The 20,364-nt window shown below is 44.4% G+C and carries 13 protein-coding genes; 10 read left to right on the top strand and 3 right to left on the bottom strand.

What is annotated here, in order from left to right:
- The first annotated feature begins 58 nt into the window (after positions 1-58).
- Genes LXO72_RS00220 through LXO72_RS00210 form a run of 3 tightly spaced genes read left to right on the top strand, consistent with a single transcriptional unit; the run spans position 59 to position 2,388 of the window.
- On the top strand, positions 59-1,111 hold the full coding sequence (locus tag LXO72_RS00220; RefSeq protein WP_233331188.1) for a bifunctional glycosyltransferase family 2/GtrA family protein: 1,053 nt from the start codon (positions 59-61) through the stop codon (positions 1,109-1,111).
- Entirely contained in the window at positions 1,098-2,000 is a 903-nt protein-coding gene (locus LXO72_RS00215) for a phosphodiester glycosidase family protein (protein WP_233331187.1), read from the top strand. The genes LXO72_RS00220 and LXO72_RS00215 overlap by 14 nt, the downstream gene beginning before the upstream one ends.
- Positions 1,981-2,388: a hypothetical protein gene (locus LXO72_RS00210; RefSeq protein ID WP_233331186.1), complete on the top strand. Its 408-nt coding sequence runs from the start codon at positions 1,981-1,983 to the stop codon at positions 2,386-2,388. The genes LXO72_RS00215 and LXO72_RS00210 overlap by 20 nt, the downstream gene beginning before the upstream one ends.
- A gap of 541 nt (positions 2,389-2,929) precedes the next feature.
- Here LXO72_RS00210 and LXO72_RS00205 read toward each other — a convergent pair.
- The gene (locus LXO72_RS00205; RefSeq protein ID WP_233331185.1) at positions 2,930-7,351 is read right to left on the bottom strand and encodes an SGO_0316/SGO_0317 family LPXTG-anchored serine peptidase; all 4,422 of its coding nucleotides are present in this window, start codon (positions 7,349-7,351) and stop codon (positions 2,930-2,932) included.
- A gap of 246 nt (positions 7,352-7,597) precedes the next feature.
- Positions 7,598-9,982, bottom strand: a complete 2,385-nt coding sequence (locus LXO72_RS00200; RefSeq protein ID WP_233331184.1) for a phosphoketolase family protein — start codon at positions 9,980-9,982, stop codon at positions 7,598-7,600.
- A 360-nt stretch (positions 9,983-10,342) separates the two neighbouring features.
- Between LXO72_RS00200 and LXO72_RS00195 the strand changes: the two genes are divergently transcribed.
- Complete coding sequence (locus tag LXO72_RS00195; RefSeq protein WP_233331183.1) at positions 10,343-11,314, top strand: hypothetical protein; 972 nt, start codon at positions 10,343-10,345, stop codon at positions 11,312-11,314.
- A gap of 110 nt (positions 11,315-11,424) precedes the next feature.
- Here LXO72_RS00195 and hutI read toward each other — a convergent pair whose 3' ends face one another.
- On the bottom strand, positions 11,425-12,672 hold the full coding sequence (hutI, locus tag LXO72_RS00190) for an imidazolonepropionase (protein WP_233331182.1): 1,248 nt from the start codon (positions 12,670-12,672) through the stop codon (positions 11,425-11,427).
- Positions 12,673-12,872: 200 nt separating this feature from the next.
- Here hutI and LXO72_RS00185 point away from each other — a divergent pair, with 200 nt between their 5' ends.
- The 6 genes from LXO72_RS00185 (at position 12,873) to LXO72_RS00160 (ending at position 20,212) form a co-directional block, all read left to right on the top strand.
- Complete coding sequence (locus LXO72_RS00185) at positions 12,873-14,903, top strand: urocanate hydratase (protein ID WP_233331181.1); 2,031 nt, start codon at positions 12,873-12,875, stop codon at positions 14,901-14,903.
- Between the two features lie 83 nt (positions 14,904-14,986).
- Positions 14,987-15,886, top strand: a complete 900-nt coding sequence (gene ftcD / locus LXO72_RS00180; protein ID WP_117744647.1) for a glutamate formimidoyltransferase — start codon at positions 14,987-14,989, stop codon at positions 15,884-15,886.
- A gap of 12 nt (positions 15,887-15,898) precedes the next feature.
- Positions 15,899-16,528: a cyclodeaminase/cyclohydrolase family protein gene (locus LXO72_RS00175; RefSeq protein ID WP_233331180.1), complete on the top strand. Its 630-nt coding sequence runs from the start codon at positions 15,899-15,901 to the stop codon at positions 16,526-16,528.
- A gap of 52 nt (positions 16,529-16,580) precedes the next feature.
- The gene (locus LXO72_RS00170) at positions 16,581-18,254 is read left to right on the top strand and encodes a formate--tetrahydrofolate ligase (RefSeq protein WP_233331179.1); all 1,674 of its coding nucleotides are present in this window, start codon (positions 16,581-16,583) and stop codon (positions 18,252-18,254) included.
- Between the two features lie 15 nt (positions 18,255-18,269).
- On the top strand, positions 18,270-18,848 hold the full coding sequence (locus LXO72_RS00165; RefSeq protein ID WP_129270067.1) for a HutD/Ves family protein: 579 nt from the start codon (positions 18,270-18,272) through the stop codon (positions 18,846-18,848).
- Positions 18,849-18,868: 20 nt separating this feature from the next.
- Positions 18,869-20,212: an APC family permease gene (locus LXO72_RS00160; protein ID WP_233331178.1), complete on the top strand. Its 1,344-nt coding sequence runs from the start codon at positions 18,869-18,871 to the stop codon at positions 20,210-20,212.
- Positions 20,213-20,364 lie beyond the last annotated feature (152 nt).

Raw genomic sequence — 20,364 nt, 5'->3', positions numbered from 1 at the left:
AGCTTTAAGAAAGGGCCGTTATACTAACTTCATCACAAACAAGAAACGAGGAACGGTTATGAATTATTTAGTCATCCCCGCTTATCAACCCGATCAAAAACTTCTCAAACTGGTAAAAAAACTGAGAGAAAAATGTGACTTCTCCATTATCGTTGTGGACGACGGTAGCTCTGAGGACTGCCAAGCGATTTTTGAAAAGTTAGACGGACTAGCTACAGTCATTCACCACGAAACCAACCTTGGAAAAGGAGGGGCTCTCAAAACAGCCTACACCTACATTCAAGAGCAAGGGCAATACGGAACAGTCATCACTGCCGATGCCGATGGCCAACATAAGGTTTGGGATATCTTCCGCGTAGCCAATCAAGCACAAGAAAATCCCAACCAATTGGTTCTAGGGGCACGCGCCTTTTCAGGCAAGGTTCCTTTGCGTTCTGCTTTCGGAAATAAATTGACCCGATTCTTGTTCAAGCAACAAACAGGGGTCGCTGTGACAGATACTCAGACTGGCCTTCGAGCCTTTACAACCAACATGATCCCCTTTATGTTAGATATCGAGGGACAACGGTATGAGTACGAAATGAATGTGCTTCTTGCAGCTAGCAAGGCCTTTCCCATCTTGGAAGTTCCGATTGAAACAGTTTATATCAATGACAATGAAGGGTCCCACTTCCGTCCTATTCGCGACGGTCTCATGATCTACAAGGACATGTTCAAGTTCGCCCTCTCTTCCCTCAGTAGCTTTATCGTGGATTACCTGGTCTATGCCTTCTTCCTTTTCGTGATGATGGCTGTGCCGATTAGTCTTCGGATCCTCCTTGCAAACGGGATCGCTCGTGTAGCCAGCTCCATCTTTAACTACTCAACCAACAAACGTCTAGTCTTTAAGAACAAAGACAGCGTGGCTCGAACCGGAAGTGGTTACTTGGGACTTGCGATTGGACTCTTTATTCTCGATACCCTCTTGATTCGACTTTTCTATACAAGCTTTGGTCTCCATTTGCTCCTCAGCAAAGTGATCGTCGGACTCTTGCTCTTCGTCGTCTCATGGTTGATTCAGAAAAAAATCATTTTCAAGGAAAGGATTGCACCTACTCATGAAATTCTTTAAAAAATCTTATACCTATGCTGCTTGTTTCGGCATCCTGCTAACAAGCTCCTTCAGCTATTCTATGCTCAAGACCTTTATCTTATCCGATGCTATCCAAACAGTCAAAGCTACGACCACTGATACCAAGGCAGCTGAACAAGCTGCCGCAACTGCTACTACTACGGATACTAGTTACTCCGATGACAATATCCAGGTAAGCCTGACAGAAAAAACAGTTGAAAACACTCAAGTTTACATTGCAGATATTACGGTTAGCTCTTCTGACTATCTAAAAACAGCCTTTGCACAAAATACTTACGGAACAAACGTGACGGCTAAAACTTCCGTCACTGCAGCTGAGAACAATGCCATTCTAGCCGTCAATGGAGACTACTACGGAGCTAATATCACCGGCTATGTCATCCGAAATGGAGTGGTCTACCGTGATACGGTTCGCGAAGACTCTAGCAATGGCGACCTGGCGATTTATAAAGATGGTTCCTTCAAGGTTATCTACGAAGATGAAATCTCTGCGGATCAGTTGGTCAAAGACGGGGTTGTTAATCTCCTTGCCTTCGGACCTTCCTTGGTTGAAGATGGAGAAATTACAGTCGATACGAACTCAGAGGTAGGACAATCCATGGCGTCTAATCCACGGACAGCCATTGGGATCATCGATGAAAACCACTACATTATCGTAGTGTCAGACGGACGGACTTCAGAGAGTGAAGGCCTGTCTCTCTACCAATTAGCGGAAGTGATGAAGTCTTATGGCGTTAAAACAGCCTACAACCTAGACGGGGGTGGATCTTCTACACTTTACTTCAATGGCCAAGTTATTAACAAACCAACAACAAATGGTACTATCTCAGAAAGGGCGGTGAGTGACATTGTCTACATCGGTTACTAATCCTATTAAACAACGAGTGAAAAAGACCATCCTCTGGTACACTCTAATCTCAGCATTCTTCTTTGTCGGAAGTCGCATCTACGAACACTTTAGTTTTGGCGAAACCTCTGCCTTCATGCACTACCTCTTCTTGATTCCTTTGATCGGTGGTGCCCTGCTAGTGGCTCTGCAACTAGTGGTAAAAGGCCTCTCTCGAATCACTCTTAATCTTTGGAACTCAGCTGTTGCCACGGCAACTGCTGGAGCACTCTACCGAGGTATTGTTAACCTCTCTGGTCGTTCAACAACTCTCGATCAACCCTACTATTATGTTGCAGGGATCTTCCTAGCCCTTGCCCTCATCAGCATCTTCTTTGTCCGCAGTGTCTGGGTGGAGAAAGTAGCTTAAGATCAAAAACGTCCGTTTCTTTATAGAACGGACGTTTTAGTTTGAAGTCAAAGTCTTCTGAGAAACTTTCCTTAGGTGAGAACGGACGTCAGCGAACTTCTTCAAAGTTCCATGACTTATCCAAGATACAAAGGGCGTTCGCGGATAAAGTCAAAATAGGAAGTTTGACGAAGAATCTTTTGATTCTAGGAAAACTTATCTTTTTGACACAATCCGCAGCCCGTGTTCAATTAGTTTTGAAACCTTAGGTTCAAAACTCCCGAGTGAGGCTGGGACAAAAGTCCTAGCCTCTCAATTATTTTTGGATTGTCGAGCATGACGCAGTGGTTGAGTGGTCTCTACTACGCTGATTTCATCAGCTTTTACAGCCCTACTCAACTGTGCGGAGGTGGGACGACGAAATCGAATTCTAACGAATTACCGATTTATGTCCCACTCTCACTTTTCTCACGGCGAAAAGTCCCTGTAAGGAGTAAATGATATCTATTGCAGAATCATTTAATTTTTATGCAAAAACAGTTTGTTTACTTGCTATCCCCAGTTAGCCTTCTCGTTTTTTGCTAGCTACAAAGCCTGCCAAAGCTAGTGAGGTCATACCAAAGAGGCTAAGGACTGTTGAAACCAATTCATCTTGACCTGTTTTTGGAAGGCTAGTTGTTGGCATTGAAGCAGCCACTTCTGCTTGGCCACCTGTATGATAGGTAACAGCGACTGGTTTGTTTGTTGCAACTTCTTTCGTTTCAGGTGTAGTTGGTTGGTCTGGTGTCACTGGAGTTTCCGGTAACTCTAGCGTCGGATTTTCTGGTTGAATCCATGGCGCCACAATCGCTCCACCATACTCTTCTGGGCTAGCTTTGACCAAAGAAAGAAGGTGGAAATTGATTTGATTGCTCACTTCATAAAGGAAATCATTTTCCGATGCACGATACCCCGCTGGGAGATCTACATGAACACGATAGGAGCCGTTCATCAGCATGGTCTCAAAGCGTTTCAAATCATAGATACTTTGTGGGAGAAGGCGACTGATACCATCATTCCCCACCACTTTTACGACTGTTCCTGTCGGAACCGGCTGATCAAATCCAATAGTGAGTTTGTTTTCATCTAAATAATGGAAGGCAAAGGTCACTTTCGGATGTGGATTTTCGGCTGAAACCGTCACCTTCTTCACTAGTTCTGTTCCCCAATCATAATGGTAATCAGATAAGGTGATTTTCACTGTATAAGTGCCAAAAGGTAAGTCTGGGAAGGTGCCAGCATTGTAGGACGCATTGAACTCTCCTTCTACTACACGGCCTTGGTCATCCACTACCTGGTAACGAACGACGGATGGATAATACGAAATGACTTCTCCGCTGCTATCTGTGAAGACCACCTCCAAGGTGCTCTTTTCAGCCTTTGGTTTTTCAGTCTCTGTCTCGCCTGGTTGTTCATCTGAACTGGCTTCATTCGTCGAAGTCGTTGCCTCTACTTTCTTTCCTTCGATGTCCATCTCAGTGGTATTGTAGACCTTATCCCAGATGGTATAGCGAACAGTAGAAGGGTCCACCTCTTCCGGAAGCAGATAGCTACCGTCCTCTTGGGGTTCCAAGGCCACGGTTTCCCCATTTTTGACGTAGGACAGATAAGTCCCTGCTAGTCCACTACCAGTTTCGATCACCTTACCTGGTCGGAAAATCCGTGTTGCTGGATCGTACTGAGCACTTCCAGACTCGATGCTTGGAGCCGTATTGTCAATCTTAACCTTGAAGTTAAGCTCTTGTTGCTTGGCCCCTGAAGCAGTTGGACGGTAGGTGATCACAAATTGGTATTCCCCATCTGGTAATTGCTTGCCGTCTTTGTCCAAGCCTTCCCAAGAGATTTCATAAAACTCTTCGCTACGATTCCCAATCCGGTAACTCCAGTCCGTCTTACGGTGGACTTCATTTCCAACCTCGTAAATTGGGTTGCTACGAGCTGTGTCATCCTTCTTGTAGACTGATAGGTGGACATTTTCAACATTGCGAAGCATGACGGCTTTTACCTTGACACTATCAAAGTTGGAATCGTTGTTCGGAGAGAAGTAGAGTTGATCCCCGTCAAAGCGATCCCCATCCTGACCAAGAGTTTTAGCTACGGATTCTCCATTTTCATAGACATAACTAATCAAAGAGGTAAAGTGATTGTCTGGATGACGCTCTGGCGTTTCTGGGACCTTTTCATCTGGATAATCGGTCTTATCCTTGTAGTAGTAAAATGGCTTGTCGCTACCTGTATATTCGTAGATAGGCTTTTCAATGCCACGCAGATTTTGGTAATCTCCATGGAAGCCAACATAAGGGAGGCTGACCAGATGTTTTTGGGTGCCGGCATCTTTGACCAGTACATAACCTTCTAAGAAATAACCATTTGGCATTTGCTTGCTGAGCTCTTCCTTGTACTTGCTCGCATCAACCGTTACATGGATGGTCCGCTGACCATTGGCTGGAACAGTAATGGTTTCCTTGCCATCTATGGTTTCTAATAGCCGAGGATGAAGGGTGAATTTACCATCTTGAACTTGGTCTGTCTGAAGGGTCGTTTCATAACGAAGAGACTTCTCTTGATTGGAAAGATTGTGGATGGTCACGTCAAACTCAAAAGTATCTGTGACATTGCCTAGTGTCAGACTACTTTTAGCATCTTTTGCAGTCACATAGAGATCTCCTAGAGCTGCAGCTGTGACATCCATGACCCCTGCTCCTTGCTGACGAACAGAGGAATAGGCATGTGTTTCCTCATCCACATGCGGGACAGCTGTACTCATGGTCATCTGTTTGACAAGAACTTGTAACTGTTCTGGACTGAGATGAGGGAAGCGCTCCTTCAGGGCTTGTTTCACCAGCGCAGTGGCACCCGCTGCATGAGGAGAGGCCATACTGGTCCCCCTATCCATATAGTACTCTCCATTATTAACAGATGAGTAGATCATCCCTCCTGGAAGAGTGACATCCGGTTTGAGGTCGCCATCAGCTGACAGCCCCCAAGAGGAGAAGTCGGATAATTGATTGGCTGCGTCGTACGGAGCCCGTTTGAATTTGTTGGCAATATGGAGCTGGTAGTCCTTGGCATGTTGAGCTAAGACACTTCCAGCATCGTGGCCAATAACCCCAACTGGGAATCGTTCCCCCAGTCCTTCTAAGTCAAAGCCTACAGGATTATTGCCCTGCTCCTTAGTCTGGTAGAATATCACCCCTGTAGCACCTGCTCTTTTCAGCTCTTTGACCTTATCCACATCCGAAACTTCCCCACCTCGCTCCGTAAGGACTAAGTGCCCATTGATACTATCAGCTTGGTAGTGGTCGATTCCTCCCTTTTCCACATGGAGATAGCTTTGAGGGATGGTTGTCCGAAAAGCGTCACGTTCTACAAAGGAGTGCATCGGAATCTTGCCATCAGGAAAGTCCACGGAACCTTTTAAGGCTTCTACGGTCAGGCTTGCTTCTGTCGACTCATGCTTGGTGAGACTATTAATAGACGCGACTGAGATGACATTTGGGTTGACGGATGGGGTTCCTGTCATCCCATAATCCGGTGTGCTTGCAAGTGGTTTGCTGTGCCAGAAGCCATTGGTCGCCATATTGGTAGAGGCAACTGTAATGGTCACTCCCGCCTTTCTCGCTGCCTCAAAGGCCTGGCGCGTGATTTCTCCTACATCATAAATCGAGCCTGATGCGGTTCCCAAACTCATGTTGATGGAATCAGCCCCTAATTTGACGGCGTCTTCCACTGCCTTGGTATAGATGAAATTTTGCACCTGACCGCCCTTGGTGTCTGAGAAAACACGCAAAAACATAAGCTGGGCTTCGGGAGCGACACCTCGGATAATCTCACCATTTGGGGATGGTTGAGAGGCATTTCCCACAGCGGTTCCAGCTACGTGGGCACCGTGAGAGATTGGATCATCTTCTTTAACATTGTCATCCATATCACTATAGTTGTGAACGTAGACGACTTTATTGTTGTACCATTTACCGTAAGTGATGCCGGCCTTCTTCTTAGCCTCTTCAATTTCCGCTTCACTCTTGTACTTGGCCTTGCTGATATCTGTTAGACGGAAAATATCGTGGGCAGGGTCGACCCCCGAATCGATGACCGCTACAACCTGACCTTGACCCTTGATCCCCTTATCCCAGAGTGGCTGTAAATTAATCAGACTATTTTCTTCACTGACCTTGGTCGTAGTTGAAACGGGCGATGCAGGAGCAGGCTGGTTTTCCTCCACTCTGATCCGACCTAGTGGAGCATAATCTAGGGCATCTACACGTGCTAGTCCCCGAATCTTTTTAGCATCTCCATAGGTCGTTTCAAGAGCTAAGCCGTTAAAAAGCAAGTTAACGTCATACAATTTTTTGAACTGAATGGATTGCTTTTTGAGTTCTTTCAAAAATTGTTCATGATCTTGGTTGGTTTGTTCGATACGCGCTTCTTTTGAGACTGGTGATGATTCTCCAACCCCATCAGAAACTTTTTCTTTCAGACGAACTAGGACCTCGACTGGACTTGAATCCTCTAGAGTTTCTTTCGTTCCTTCCTTGGGAGTGTCCTTCGTAGCAAGCTCAGGATCAGCTGTTGGACTTGCCATAACAGAAGCTGACAAGGTCTTCGCTTCTTTTGAGTTCTCGTTTGAAGGATCGCTAGTAGCTGAAGAGGTAGTTTGTGATTGCTTGGATTGGTCCTTAGCATCAGGCTTAGCTTGCTCTTGTGAGGAAGACTCCTCCTTAACTACATCAGTTGCATGAGCTCCGTCCAAACCTTTGTCCTGTCCGACTGTCGAATTCACCTCCTGACTTTCTTCCTTGACTACAAGAGCGGGTACATCTGCCTGCCCTTCCTGCTCCTGGGCTGAAACAGTCACCCCACAAAAAAAGCATCCGACAAGTACTGATACTAAGCCGACTGCATATTTTCGTAAAGAAAAACGTTGTTGTCTGTCGCTTCCCATAACCAGACCTCCTTTATTTTTTGTAAGCGGTTTCCGCACCTATATTTTAGTCCTTATCTTATGCAAAGTCAATGCAATCTAGCAAAATCTAAAAAAATATACTATCTTATTGATTTTGTCAGATTTCTCTATCCATTATTGAAGAATCTTTTCTTGCCAAGGGGAATTCCTCAGACAAAGTTTCTTTCATTAAAAAGGAACAAAAAAAAGAAACCAGAATAACTTCTGATTTCTTTTGGAATAAACTTATTTATTTACGTTTTCCCATTTCCAGTTGTGTACTTCTGGAATATCATCACCATGTTCACGGATGTAAGCATTGTGGAAGGCAATTGTTTCGTCCATTTGAGCTGCGAATTCAGCTGCTTCTGCTCCAAGAGCTGCATTGGCTGCATCTTGTGCCAAGTGGAAGCGATCCAATTCAGACATGACACGCATATCGAATGGTGTTGTGATATCTCCGTTTTCACGGTAACCATGTACACGAAGGTTATGGTTGTGACGGTTAAAGAAGATGTCACGGATCATACCTTCGTAACCGTGGAAGGCAAAGATTACTGGTTTATCAGTTGTGAAGACTTTGTCGAACTCTTCATCTGAAAGTCCACGCGCATCGACGGATGGGTGACGCAATTTCAAGATATCTACCACATTGACAAAGCGGATCTTCAATTCTGGGAAGGCCTTGTGCAAGATTGTAATGGCTGCAAGAGCTTCTAAGTTTGGCTCTGTACCTGCAGCTGCAATGACAAGATCAGGCTCTTCATCTGCTGACACAGTTGATGCCCAATCGATCACCTTGTATCCTTCACGAACCAATTCTTCTGCCTCATCAGCTGAGTAGAATTGAGGACGTGGGTGTTTTGAAGTAACGATCAAGTTTACCTTGTCTTCTGCCTTGAAGGCTTTATCCATCACTGCAAGCAAGCTATTGGTATCTGCTGGCAAGTATTCACGGATATATTCAGGAGTTTTCTCAGCCAAGTGAGTCAAGATACCTGGATCTTGGTGAGTGTAGCCATTGTGGTCTTGTTGGAAAACTGTTGAAGTCGCAATCAAGTTCAAGGCAGGGTAGTTTTTACGCCATGTCGTGTGAGTCTTAGATTTACGCAACCATTTGAAGTGTTGAGTAATCATAGAGTCTACGACACGAAGGAATGATTCGTAAGAAGCGAAGAATCCATGACGACCTGTCAAGACATATCCTTCCAGCATTCCTTCTGCTTGATGCTCTGACAATTGAGAGTCAATGACACGTCCAGCAGGGCTCAAAGCTTCATCGTAGTCTGGTTTCGTACGTCCTAACCATTGACGGCTTGTACGAGTGAAGACTTCTTGAAGACGGTTTGATTTGGTTTCATCTGGTCCAAAGATACGGAAGTTATGTGGGTTCGCATCCACAAGATCTGCTGCATACTTACCAAACTCGATCATATCTTGCGCCATGATGGCACCTGGTGTTTCAATCTTGAAGGCATGTTTCTTCCAATCAGCAGTGTCCATTGGTTTGATGACACCTGCGTTTGTGATTGGGTTCATAGCCATGCGACGGTCACCTTTTGGTGCAATTTCAGCAATCTCAGGAACTAGTTTACCAGTTTCGTCGAACAATTCAGCTGGACGGTAAGATTCCAACCATGAAAGAAGGGCATATACATGCTCCATGTGGTGAGCATCTACTGGGATTGGAACTTGGTGCGCACGGAATCCACCCTCGATTGGTGTTCCTTCCCAAGCTTTTGGTCCAGTCCAACCTTTAGGAATACGAGCAATCAAGACAGGGTATACTGGTTGAGTTGCTTCTTCTGCAGAACCTTTACGAGCTTCTGCTTGGACTTTCTTGATTTCTTCAATCGCTTCGTCTAATTTTTCTGCAAACAAAGCATGAGCTGCTTCGTGGTCGTCAGAAATAGCCGTTACGTCTGCAAAGATTGGTTTCCATCCAAGACCTTCAAAGAAGAGGGCCAATTCTTCGTCTGTTTTGCGTTCGAAAATCGTTGGGTTGTGGATCTTCCCACCGTTGAGGTAGAAGATTGGAAGAACAGCACCATCGTTAACTGGGTTCAAGAAGGTATTAGCCAACCAACCAGCCATCAATGGACCAGTTTCTCCTTCGCCATCACCGATTACGGTTGCAGCAATTACATCTGGATTATCCAAAACAGCTCCAGCTGCGTGAGAAAGAGCATAACCAAGTTCTCCACCTTCGTGGATAGATCCTGGTGTTTCAGGCGCCGCGTGAGAGGCAATCCCTCCTGGGAATGAGAAGATTTTACATAGGTGTTTAAATCCTTCTTCATTTTGTGGGATATTTGGATTCAATTCTGTGTAAGAACCATCTAAGTAAGAGTTGGACACCATAACTTGTCCACCATGACCTGGTCCTTCAATGTAGAACATATCCAAGTCGTATTTGTTGATGGCACGGTTCAAGTGAGCATAGATAAAGTTTTGTCCTGGTACAGTTCCCCAGTGTCCGATTGGGTGAGCCTTCAAGTCGTTTTCAACCACTTCACGTTTCAACAATGGGTTGTCTTTCAAGTACATTTGAGCAGCCGAAATGTAGTTGGCTGCACGCCACCACGCATCCACTTTATCCAAGTAAGCTTTGCTGTTAAAATCAACAGTCATATTGTCTCCTCTCAAATTCTAGCTATGATTCTGATGAATTAGAATCCAGTGCAAGTATTTAGGTTATAAACATTCTGTTTCACTAACATGAAGACAGAACGAACGCGAACCAAATTTAATTCAATTCTTTTCTATTCTATCAATAATTTAGCTTTTTGTATATAGAAAAAATTAAAAAAAATATAGTTTTTTATAAAAAGTTTCAAATCTCTTCTAAAATCAAAGCATTTTTCAATCATTTTACAAACAGATTTTTGCTTAGACCGCTCGAAAAGCCTTTGAAATCAGCTATCTATAAATTTCCTTGTCACATAAAATCTTTCATGATATACTTTAGGTATCAAACTAAAGGAGATCGGTATGATAAAGGAAAAACGCAATAAAGGATTTGTGTCAGGTCTGGTGCTTGCCCTTGTCTTCCTTGCATTCGCAGGATTAGTATTTTCATTATGGATGGGACGCCAGAACCCTTCTACTAGCTTTGCGAAGGCAGAAAAGTCTGGGGACCCTGTAACGATGAAGGTCTATGATATTACACGAGAACCTGTCGGAACTGTGGACAACGGCCACGTCCTCTATATCGTCCAGTACGATAACCAAAACGATGGTAAGTTTGCAGGGATCGAAGCCAAAAAAGACGATGCGACGATTAAAGAGGTCATTGATAAGGCAAAAAATGGAGAACTGCAGACCCATCCTTATCAACTAAAGGGAACGCAATTAGCCCCTTTGGCAAAGGATAGCAAAAATACGTCTCGTAACGGTCGCCTTGTCGGCTATAGCGACTACATCCATTCCCTTCTCGACCCGACTTCTGTCGTGTCACTTAATATGACGACCAGCTATTACTTAAGCCTTACAGAGTACAACAAAGACTCCTTATTCCTCTTAATTGGTTCAGCTGCTCTTGCTGGACTTTCTATCATAATGGTCGTAGCCAGCTTCTCCGTTCGGAAACGGACCATTGCTTCCTATCAGGAACTCCACCAAAACTATCCCGAACTCCAAGGAGATCTGTCCCGCCTGTCTGATGAAGCCAGCTACTACAATCAAGACTTAAAAGTTATCTTGTACAAAAATCATTTGATTACCTATTTCAGAGGAACGCAAACGATTGATTTACGAGAGGTTCAACAACTATACTTACATGTCACTCGAGTTCGTCAATCAGGGATTGCTCGCTCAATCTTCCAATTGTGCTACATCCGCAAGGACAAACCAAAGAAACAGCACCGCCTAGCCATTAAGAATAAGAAGAACGCTGAAGAACAACTCTACACTCTTTTTGCACAGGTGTCTGAGAGATTCCCAGATGTCAAGGTTGGCATTTAAATATTTTCCAACTCCCTTTGGAAATACTTTTCTCAGCACTAAAATCCCCTCATCAGAATCAGTTGATGAGGGGATTTTTTTCTATTTAGGTCACATTTGAAACACGAAGATCAAATCACTTTTTTACCATTTTTATAGACATCTGTCACTAGGTTGGTCGCAAAGAAATAGAAGAGATAATCTAGATTTGGTGCATCGTAAATCGTGATATCGGCCTGTTTTCCAGTATCCAAAGATCCAATGGTTTTGGCACGATCGACTGAATAAGCTGCATTAATAGTTACTGCATTGAGAATCTCAACTGGCGTCAAACGCATCATAAAGCAACCTAGATGCATAGCAAACTGAAGATTGGCTGTCGGACAAGAGCCTGGGTTGCTGTCAGTCGTTAGCGTAATAGCCATACCAGCATCCAACATCTTACGAGCCGGTGCATAAGTATCTTCCATTAGACTGAAGGTTGTTGCCGGCAAAAGATTTCCGATGACTTTAGCGGCTGCTAGTTTCTGAATGCCTTCATCGGTAATCACCATCAAGTGTTCTGCACTAGTGGATTCCAATTCAGCCGCTACATTCACGCCACCGATGGACTCAATCTCATCCGCATGAATCCTTAATTTGAAGCCCATTTCCTTGGCTTTCGACAGAAGGTAGCGAGATTCATCTGCTGTAAAGACACCTTTTTCACAGAAGATGTCACAGAATTCAGCCAGATTGCCTTCTTTCACCTTCGGAAGCATTTGATCAATGATGAGATCTAAATATTCCTTTGAACGGCCCTTGTACTCTGTCGGGATGGCGTGAGCTGCCATAAAGGTCGAAACGAGATCGATTTCATGGTCGTGATTCAAGGCTGCTACCACATCTAATTGCCGTTTTTCAGTTTCCCAATCCAACCCATAACCACTTTTAGCTTCAACAGTTGTCACCCCATGGCGCAACATATAATCCAAAAGACGTTTAGACTTGTCATAAAGATTCTCAAATGAAGCTTCTCGTGTCGCTCGAACAGTGCTCAGAATTCCACCGCCTTGAGCGAGAATATCTAAATAGGAAACTCCCGCTAACTTTTTAGCAAACTCATGCTCACGACTACCTCCATAGACCAAGTGGGTGTGGCAATCGATCAGACCGGGGGTCGCAACTTTTCCTTCACAAGACTTCACTTCCGTATGGTCGTCAATCAATTCTGGATCTGGTTGACCTGTTCCAACTGCAAGAATCTTTCCATCTTTAATGGCAATATATGCATCCGAAAGAATTTGGGCATCTGCCATCTCCTTGCCATAAAGAGGATGGCCTAGATCATTTGGACAAAACAACTGGTTAAAGTGGGTTAATAGTACATCAGCAGACATATGAAAACATTCCTTTCTATTTCCATTATTATTCATTTTACAATTCTAAAGAAAAAGCGTCAAAAAAAAGTCAAAAAGTTTTCCCCTCATTTTTTTTTGCTTTATTAAAAATTAAATTTATTTTTGACTCTTTATTGACGTTTCTTGGATACAATAAAGAAAATATAAATTCATAGTTTATACATAAGGAGGTTCCTACTATGTCATTTATAGACGATAAAGAAATTGCAGCTGCTATGTCTGTCAAACTTGACTTTGATGTCCTACCTGAAAAGGCAACTTTTCAAGAGGGCATCCGTCGTGCACCTGATAGAGGCTTCCGCTTAACGCAAGCTCAAACTGAGATTGCCCTTAAAAACGCTCTGCGTTATATCCCTAAAAAATTCCACCAAGAGTTGATCCCAGAATTTTTAGAAGAACTAAAAACTCGCGGGCGGATTTATGGCTACCGCTTCCGTCCAAAAGATCGGATCTATGGAAAACCAATTGATGAGTACAAAGGAAAATGCACTGCTGCTAAGGCCATGCAGGTCATGATCGATAACAACTTGAGCTTTGAAATTGCCCTTTATCCATATGAATTGGTCACTTACGGAGAAACAGGTTCTGTCTGTGCTAACTGGATGCAGTACAACTTGATCAAGAAATACTTGGAAGTGATGACAGAAGACCAAACCTTAGTTGTTGAATCTGGTCACCCTCTTGGCCTCTTCAAGTCTAAACCAGAAGCTCCTCGCGTTATCATTACCAACGGTCTTTTGATTGGTGAGTATGACAACATGCACGATTGGGAAATCGCTGAAGAGATGGGCGTTACCAACTACGGTCAGATGACTGCAGGTGGATGGATGTATATCGGTCCTCAAGGAATCGTCCATGGTACCTTTAACACCCTTCTCAACGCTGGACGTCTTAAACTCGGCGTTGCTGATGATGGTGACTTAACTGGTAAACTCTTCATCTCATCTGGTCTCGGTGGTATGAGTGGCGCTCAAGGGAAAGCAGCTGAAATTGCAAAAGCTGTTGCGATTGTTGCAGAAGTTGACCTCTCTCGTATCGAAACCCGTCACTCTCAAGGCTGGATTAGCCAAGTGACAGACAGTGCAGAAGAAGCTGTGAAATTGGCCCAAGCAGCGCTGGAAGCTGGTGAATCAACTTCGATTGCCTACCATGGTAATATCGTAGACTTGCTCGAATATGTCAATGAACACCAAGTTCATGTTCATCTCTTGTCTGACCAAACCTCTTGCCACAACGTTTACGATGGTGGGTATTGTCCAGTTGGTATCAGCTTTGAAGAACGGACACGTTTGTTGGCAGAAGACAAAGAAACCTTCCACCGCCTCGTCGATGAAACCTTAGCTCGTCACTTCGCAGTGATTAAAGCTTTGACTGCTAAGGGCACCTACTTCTTCGACTATGGTAATGCCTTTATGAAATCTGTTTACGACTCTGGCATCAAGGAAATTTCTAAGAATGGTCTCGATGACAAGGACGGCTTCATTTGGCCATCTTATGTAGAAGATATCATGGGACCTATGCTCTTTGACTATGGCTATGGTCCATTCCGTTGGGTCTGCCTCAGCGGTAAACATGAAGACTTGATTGCAACTGACCATGCAGCGATGGAAGCGATTGATCCAACTCGTCGCTACCAAGACCGTGATAACTACAACTGGATTCGCGATGCTGAAAAGAACCAATTAGTAGTTGGTACTCAAGCTCGTATCCTCTATCAAGATTGTATGGGCCGTGTCAACATTGCTTTGAAATTTAACGAACTCATTCGCCAAGGCAAGATCGGACCTGTCATGATTGGACGTGACCACCACGACGTATCTGGTACAGATGCTCCATTCCGTGAAACATCCAACATCAAAGATGGATCAAACGTTACTTGCGATATGGCAGTTCAATGTTACGCTGGTAACGCTGCTCGCGGTATGAGCCTTGTTGCTCTCCACAATGGTGGTGGTACTGGTATCGGTAAAGCCATCAACGGAGGATTTGGTCTCGTTCTAGACGGTAGCCACCGGATCGATGAAATTATCAAGTCTGCTATTTCATGGGATACCATGGGAGGGGTTGCTCGTCGGAACTGGGCACGGAACGATCATGCTATTGAAACAGCGATCGAATACAACCGTCTCCATGCAGGTACAGACCACATCACCATTCCTTATCTTGCAGATGAAGATTTGGTCAAAGATGCGGTTCAAAAATTGTTTTAATTATAAAAAATAAAAATGGAGAAAGGGAGGAAAATTCAAAGACTCCTCCTCCCCCAACTTCTCCTATAAAAAGAGGTAATCATATGGCAAAAATTGTTGAGTGTATTCCAAACTTTTCTGAAGGACGCAATCAAGCTGTGATCGACGGATTAGTCGCTACTGCAAAAAGCATTCCAGGTGTGACATTATTAGACTACTCGTCTGATGCCAGCCACAACCGTAGCGTCTTTACACTCGTTGGGGATGAAGAAAGCATTCAAGAAGTGGCTTTCCAATTGGTGAAATACGCATCTGAAAACATCGATATGACCAAACACGAAGGCGAACACCCTCGTATGGGAGCAACAGACGTTTGTCCATTCGTTCCGGTCAAAGATATCACAACGGATGAATGTGTTGAAATCGCTAATAAAGTAGCGGAACGCATCAATCGTGAATTAGGGATTCCAATCTTCCTCTATGAAGATGCCGCAACTCGTCCAGAACGCACCAACCTTGCTAAAGTTCGTAAAGGTCAATTCGAAGGCATGCCAGAAAAATTGTTGGAAGAAGACTGGAAGCCAGACTATGGTGAACGCAAGATTCACCCAACTGCAGGGGTTACGGCTGTTGGTGTCCGTATGCCACTCGTTGCCTTCAATGTCAACCTTGACACAGATGATCTAGAAATTGCCAACAACATTTCGAAAATTATTCGTGGATCCAGCGGTGGATACAAATACTGTAAAGCGATCGGTGTCATGCTAGAAGATCGCAACATCGCCCAAGTTTCTATCAACATGGTCAACTTGGAAAAATTCCCATTGTATCGTGTCGTTGAAACCGTTCGTTTCGAAGCACAACGCTACGGAGTTCGAATCATCGGAACAGAACTCATCGGACTGGCTCCTGCTAAGGCTTTGATTGACTCTGCTGAGTACTACTTGCAATTAGAAGACTTTGACTACAGCAAACAAGTCTTGGAAAATCACTTGTTGGGTTAGAAAGGGAGTTCTATGAAACTAGTTGACTTAAGTATTACGGAGTTTGCCAAGGTTCTTGGTTCAGACGCTCCAGCTCCCGGTGGTGGTTCTGCTGCTGCCCTCTCTGCTGCGAATGGGATTTCCCTTACCAAAATGGTCTGCGAACTAACCATTGGTAAGAAAAAATACGTTGAATTTGAAGACCATATCAAAGGGGTTCACGAAAAAAGTGCCCAACTCCAAGACCAATTACTAGAAGCTATTGATAAGGATACAGAAGCTTTCAACGTCGTATCAGCAGTCTTTGATCTTCCAAAAGAAACCGAAGAAGAGAAAGTCGCTCGTCGCGAAGCCATGCAAAAAGCCTTGAAACATGCGACCGTATCTCCATTCTCTATGATGGAGCTCATCGTTGAGGCTCTTGAAACAACAAAAGAAGCTGTTGGTAAGTCCAACACCAATGCAGCGAGCGACTTAGGAGTGGCTGCTCTCAATCTCAAGGCTGGCCTTCAAGGTGCTTGGCTCAATGTCCTGATCAACATTTCAGGAATCAAGGACCAAGACTTCGTCCAAGAATACCATGTCAAGGGGCTCGAACTTCTTCAAAGAGGTTCTGAGCTTGCAGATGGTATTTACCAAAGCATTTTAGAAAGCCTATCCTAAACCAATCAATCAACTTTATAACTTCAATACCTACAAAGAAAGAAGGGATTCTATGGTTTTATCGGATATTGAAATTGCCAATTCTGTCCAAATGAAGCCCATCACGGAAATCGCTGCTGAACTTGGATTAACCGAAGAAGATATCTCACTCTACGGAAAGTACAAGGCAAAAATCGATAGCAATCAACTGGAACAACTAAAGGATAAGGAAGATGGCAAGCTGATCCTCGTGACAGCTATCTCTCCTACTCCTGCCGGAGAAGGAAAGACAACCACCTCTGTTGGTCTAGTAGATGCCCTCTCTGCTATCGGTGAGAATGCCGTCATTGCTCTCCGTGAACCTTCTCTTGGCCCTGTCTTTGGAATCAAAGGTGGTGCTGCCGGTGGTGGTTATGCCCAAGTGGTTCCTATGGAAGACATCAACCTTCACTTTACAGGTGACTTCCATGCCATTGGGATTGCCAACAATCTGCTTGCAGCCTTGATTGACAATCATATTCACCACGGTAATGAGTTGGGCATCGATTCTCGTCGCATCACCTGGAAACGAGTGGTCGACATGAACGACCGTCAACTCCGCCATATTGTCGATGGCCTTCAAGGAAAAACAAACGGAGTGCCTCGTGAAGATGGTTTCGACATCACGGTAGCGTCTGAAATCATGGCTATTCTCTGTCTCTCAGAAAATATCCTTGACTTAAAAGAACGCCTCGATCGCATCATTATCGGTTACAACTACCAAGGACAGCCGGTGACAGCCAAAGACCTCAAAGCTGGTGGTGCTATGGCCGCTGTTCTCAAAGATGCCATTCATCCGAACTTGGTACAAACATTAGAACATACTCCTGCTATCATCCACGGCGGTCCATTTGCCAATATCGCCCATGGCTGTAACAGTGTGTTAGCTACCAAGTTGGCTCTCAAATATGCAGACTATGTTGTTACAGAAGCTGGCTTCGGAGCAGACTTAGGCGCTGAAAAATTCATCGACATCAAGTGCCGCATGGCAGGACTCAAACCTTCTGCGGTTGTCCTCGTCGCAACCATCCGGGCTCTCAAGATGCATGGTGGAGTTGCCAAAGCGGACTTAGCTACAGAAAATGTCCAAGCCGTTATCGATGGTCTTCCAAACCTCGACAAACACTTGGCCAACATCCAAGAAGTCTATGGCCTGCCTGTAGTGGTTGCCATTAACAAATTCCCTCTGGATACAGAAGCGGAACTTGAAGCTGTCTATGAATCTTGTAAAAAACGCAATGTAGATGTTGTCATTTCGGATGTCTGGGCACATGGTGGAGCTGGTGGCCGTGACTTGGCTGAAAAAGTCATTCAACTAGCTCAAGAAGAAAACCACTTCTCTTATGTCTATGACGAAGAAGACAGCATTGAAACGAAATTGACCAAGATTGTCACAAAAGTCTATGGTGGTAAGGGCATCAGCCTAACACCAGCTGCCAAGCGTGAACTAAAAGAATTAGAAGCACTTGGTTTCTCAAACTACCCAATCTGTATGGCCAAGACGCAATACTCCTTCTCCGATGATGCTAAGAAGATGGGTGCACCGAAAGATTTCACTGTCAAAATCAGTAATCTTAAGGTAGCTGCAGGTGCTGGCTTTATCGTAGCTCTCACCGGAACGATCATGACCATGCCTGGTCTACCTAAAGTTCCAGCCAGTGAAAAGATTGATATCGACGCCCAAGGCAATATTACTGGTCTCTTTTAAGAAAGAGGACGTCCTATGGTGACTATCCTTCATCTCACCCCCGCAGATTATCAGATTTCTACTTGGTCTGGTGGTCAAACCACCCAACTCTTCCTCTCTCCAAAAGAGGGAAGTTATCCAGATCGGACCTTTGACTTTCGCCTCTCTACTGCAACGGTGGAGGTTGAAAAAAGTGATTTTACTGATCTCACTGGCTACCACCGAATCTTGATGCCTCTGACTTCATCGATTACACTCACCCATCAACATAAAGAAGTTGTTTTGAAGCCATTTCAAAGCTACTTCTTTGACGGGGGAGATCCCGTATCTAGCCAAGGGACCTGTCAAGATTTTAATCTAATCTATAAACCTTCTTATCAGGGGCATATGAGTGCTATATCCCCAAAAGAAAGTGTCACGAGCCAGAGTCGCTATCAATTGATCTATGCTCTCTGTCCACTAACACTTGAATGGAAAAAGGGACAACTTTACTCCCTCAAAACTCACGAGCTCCTGTTTATCGAACAAGCATCTCCTCTTCAAGAGATGACAATTACGTTTTCACCCCTTCAGTCTGGGAAGCAACCGATTGCTATCTGGACTGCGCTAAGATAATGTTTAAAAGGAGAGACATTATGAACGGAGCACATAAACAGTCGATTGAGGAACAAGAAAAAGCGAAATTCAGCTTTAGCGGTGCCACTCTATACGGTATCAATGCCGTAATCGGATCTGGTATCTTCCTCTTACCTCAAAAAATTTATGCCGGTTTAGGACCAGCTTCTCTAGCTGTCATGTTCGGGGTAGCTGTTCTCGTCATGCTACTATCAGCCTGTCTGGCTGAAACGGCTGGCTACTTCGACAAAAACGGTGGAGCTATGCAATACTCAAAAGCAGCTTTCGGAGACTTCGTCGGCTTTAACGTCGGAATTCTCGGTTGGGCCGTTACCGTTATTGCTTGGGCTGCCATGTTGGCCGGTTTTGCTAAGATCTTCATCATCACTTTCCCAGCATTCGAAGGCTATAACCTACCGATTAGTATCGTTATGTTGGTTCTCTTAAGTCTGATGAACATTGCCGGTCTGAAAACATCTAAGATGTTCACTCTGACAGCTACTGTTGCAAAATTAATCCCTATTGTCCTCTTCTCGCTCTTTGCCATCTTCTTCATTTCTGGTGGCGTGAGCAAGGGCAACTTCACACCTTTCCTCCAATTGGAAAGCGGTTCAAATCTCTTTAGTGCTGTTTCGAGTACTGCCGTCTACATCTTCTACGGATTTATCGGATTCGAAACCATGTCCATCGTTGCAGGGGAAATGCGTAACCCTGAAAAGAACGTTCCCCGTGCTATTTTAGGATCCATCAGTATCGTATCTGTCCTCTACATGTTGATCATTGCTGGAACAATCGCCATGCTTGGTGGTCATATCATGCAAACAAATGCACCGGTACAAGACGCATTTGTTGAAATGATTGGCCCTATCGGAGCTCCTCTCGTTTCTTACGGTGCCCTCATTTCAATCGCCGGTCTAAACATTGGTGAATCCATCATGGTTCCTCGTTTCGGTGCTGCCCTAGCAGACGAAAAACTCTTGCCAGCCGGTCTTGGAAAAACAAACTCTAAGAATGCTCCAGTCGTAGCCATTATCATTTCCGGTGCCTTTGCATTCTTACTCTTGTTATCTGGATCTTTCGAATCATTAGCAACCTTTAGTGTTGTCTTCCGTTTCTTCCAATATATTCCAACTGCTTTGGCAGCCATCAAACTTAGAAAAATGTACCCAGACAAAAAGGTTACCTTCCGAGTACCATTTGGTCCTGTTATCCCAGTTCTAGCTGTTGTGATCAGTATCTTGATGATTGCAGGGGACAACATGATGAACTTTGTTTGGGGAGCTATCGGTCTAGTAATTGCTAGTGGACTTTACTATGTCTTCCACGGTGACAAACTACCTAAAAAACAAAGTAATCCTCACTAATTTTATTTACACACTAGATGGGAACTTTAGCGGGAGTAAAGCATTCCTTTGCTCCCTAGCCCATCTAAGAATCCACGAATATCAAACCTGAGCTCTTTTCTCTAAGACTTCTTTCAATCTTCCTAAGAGCAATAGACAATGGGCTCACGTTT

This window comes from Streptococcus sp. XMC (genome assembly GCF_021341835.1).
In the GTDB taxonomy this organism is placed as follows: domain Bacteria; phylum Bacillota; class Bacilli; order Lactobacillales; family Streptococcaceae; genus Streptococcus.
This window is presented reverse-complemented; position numbering and strand designations above follow the sequence as displayed.

Coding starts and splice junctions, on each gene's coding strand:
- LXO72_RS00220 (WP_233331188.1), top strand. CDS start 59: ATGAATTATTTAGTCATCCCCGCTTATCAACCCGATCAAAAACTTCTC.
- LXO72_RS00215 (WP_233331187.1), top strand. CDS start 1,098: ATGAAATTCTTTAAAAAATCTTATACCTATGCTGCTTGTTTCGGCATC.
- LXO72_RS00205 (WP_233331185.1), bottom strand. CDS start 7,351: ATGGGAAGCGACAGACAACAACGTTTTTCTTTACGAAAATATGCAGTC.
- LXO72_RS00200 (WP_233331184.1), bottom strand. CDS start 9,982: ATGACTGTTGATTTTAACAGCAAAGCTTACTTGGATAAAGTGGATGCG.
- LXO72_RS00195 (WP_233331183.1), top strand. CDS start 10,343: ATGATAAAGGAAAAACGCAATAAAGGATTTGTGTCAGGTCTGGTGCTT.
- hutI (WP_233331182.1), bottom strand. CDS start 12,672: ATGTCTGCTGATGTACTATTAACCCACTTTAACCAGTTGTTTTGTCCA.
- LXO72_RS00185 (WP_233331181.1), top strand. CDS start 12,873: ATGTCATTTATAGACGATAAAGAAATTGCAGCTGCTATGTCTGTCAAA.
- ftcD (WP_117744647.1), top strand. CDS start 14,987: ATGGCAAAAATTGTTGAGTGTATTCCAAACTTTTCTGAAGGACGCAAT.
- LXO72_RS00175 (WP_233331180.1), top strand. CDS start 15,899: ATGAAACTAGTTGACTTAAGTATTACGGAGTTTGCCAAGGTTCTTGGT.
- LXO72_RS00170 (WP_233331179.1), top strand. CDS start 16,581: ATGGTTTTATCGGATATTGAAATTGCCAATTCTGTCCAAATGAAGCCC.
- LXO72_RS00165 (WP_129270067.1), top strand. CDS start 18,270: ATGGTGACTATCCTTCATCTCACCCCCGCAGATTATCAGATTTCTACT.
- LXO72_RS00160 (WP_233331178.1), top strand. CDS start 18,869: ATGAACGGAGCACATAAACAGTCGATTGAGGAACAAGAAAAAGCGAAA.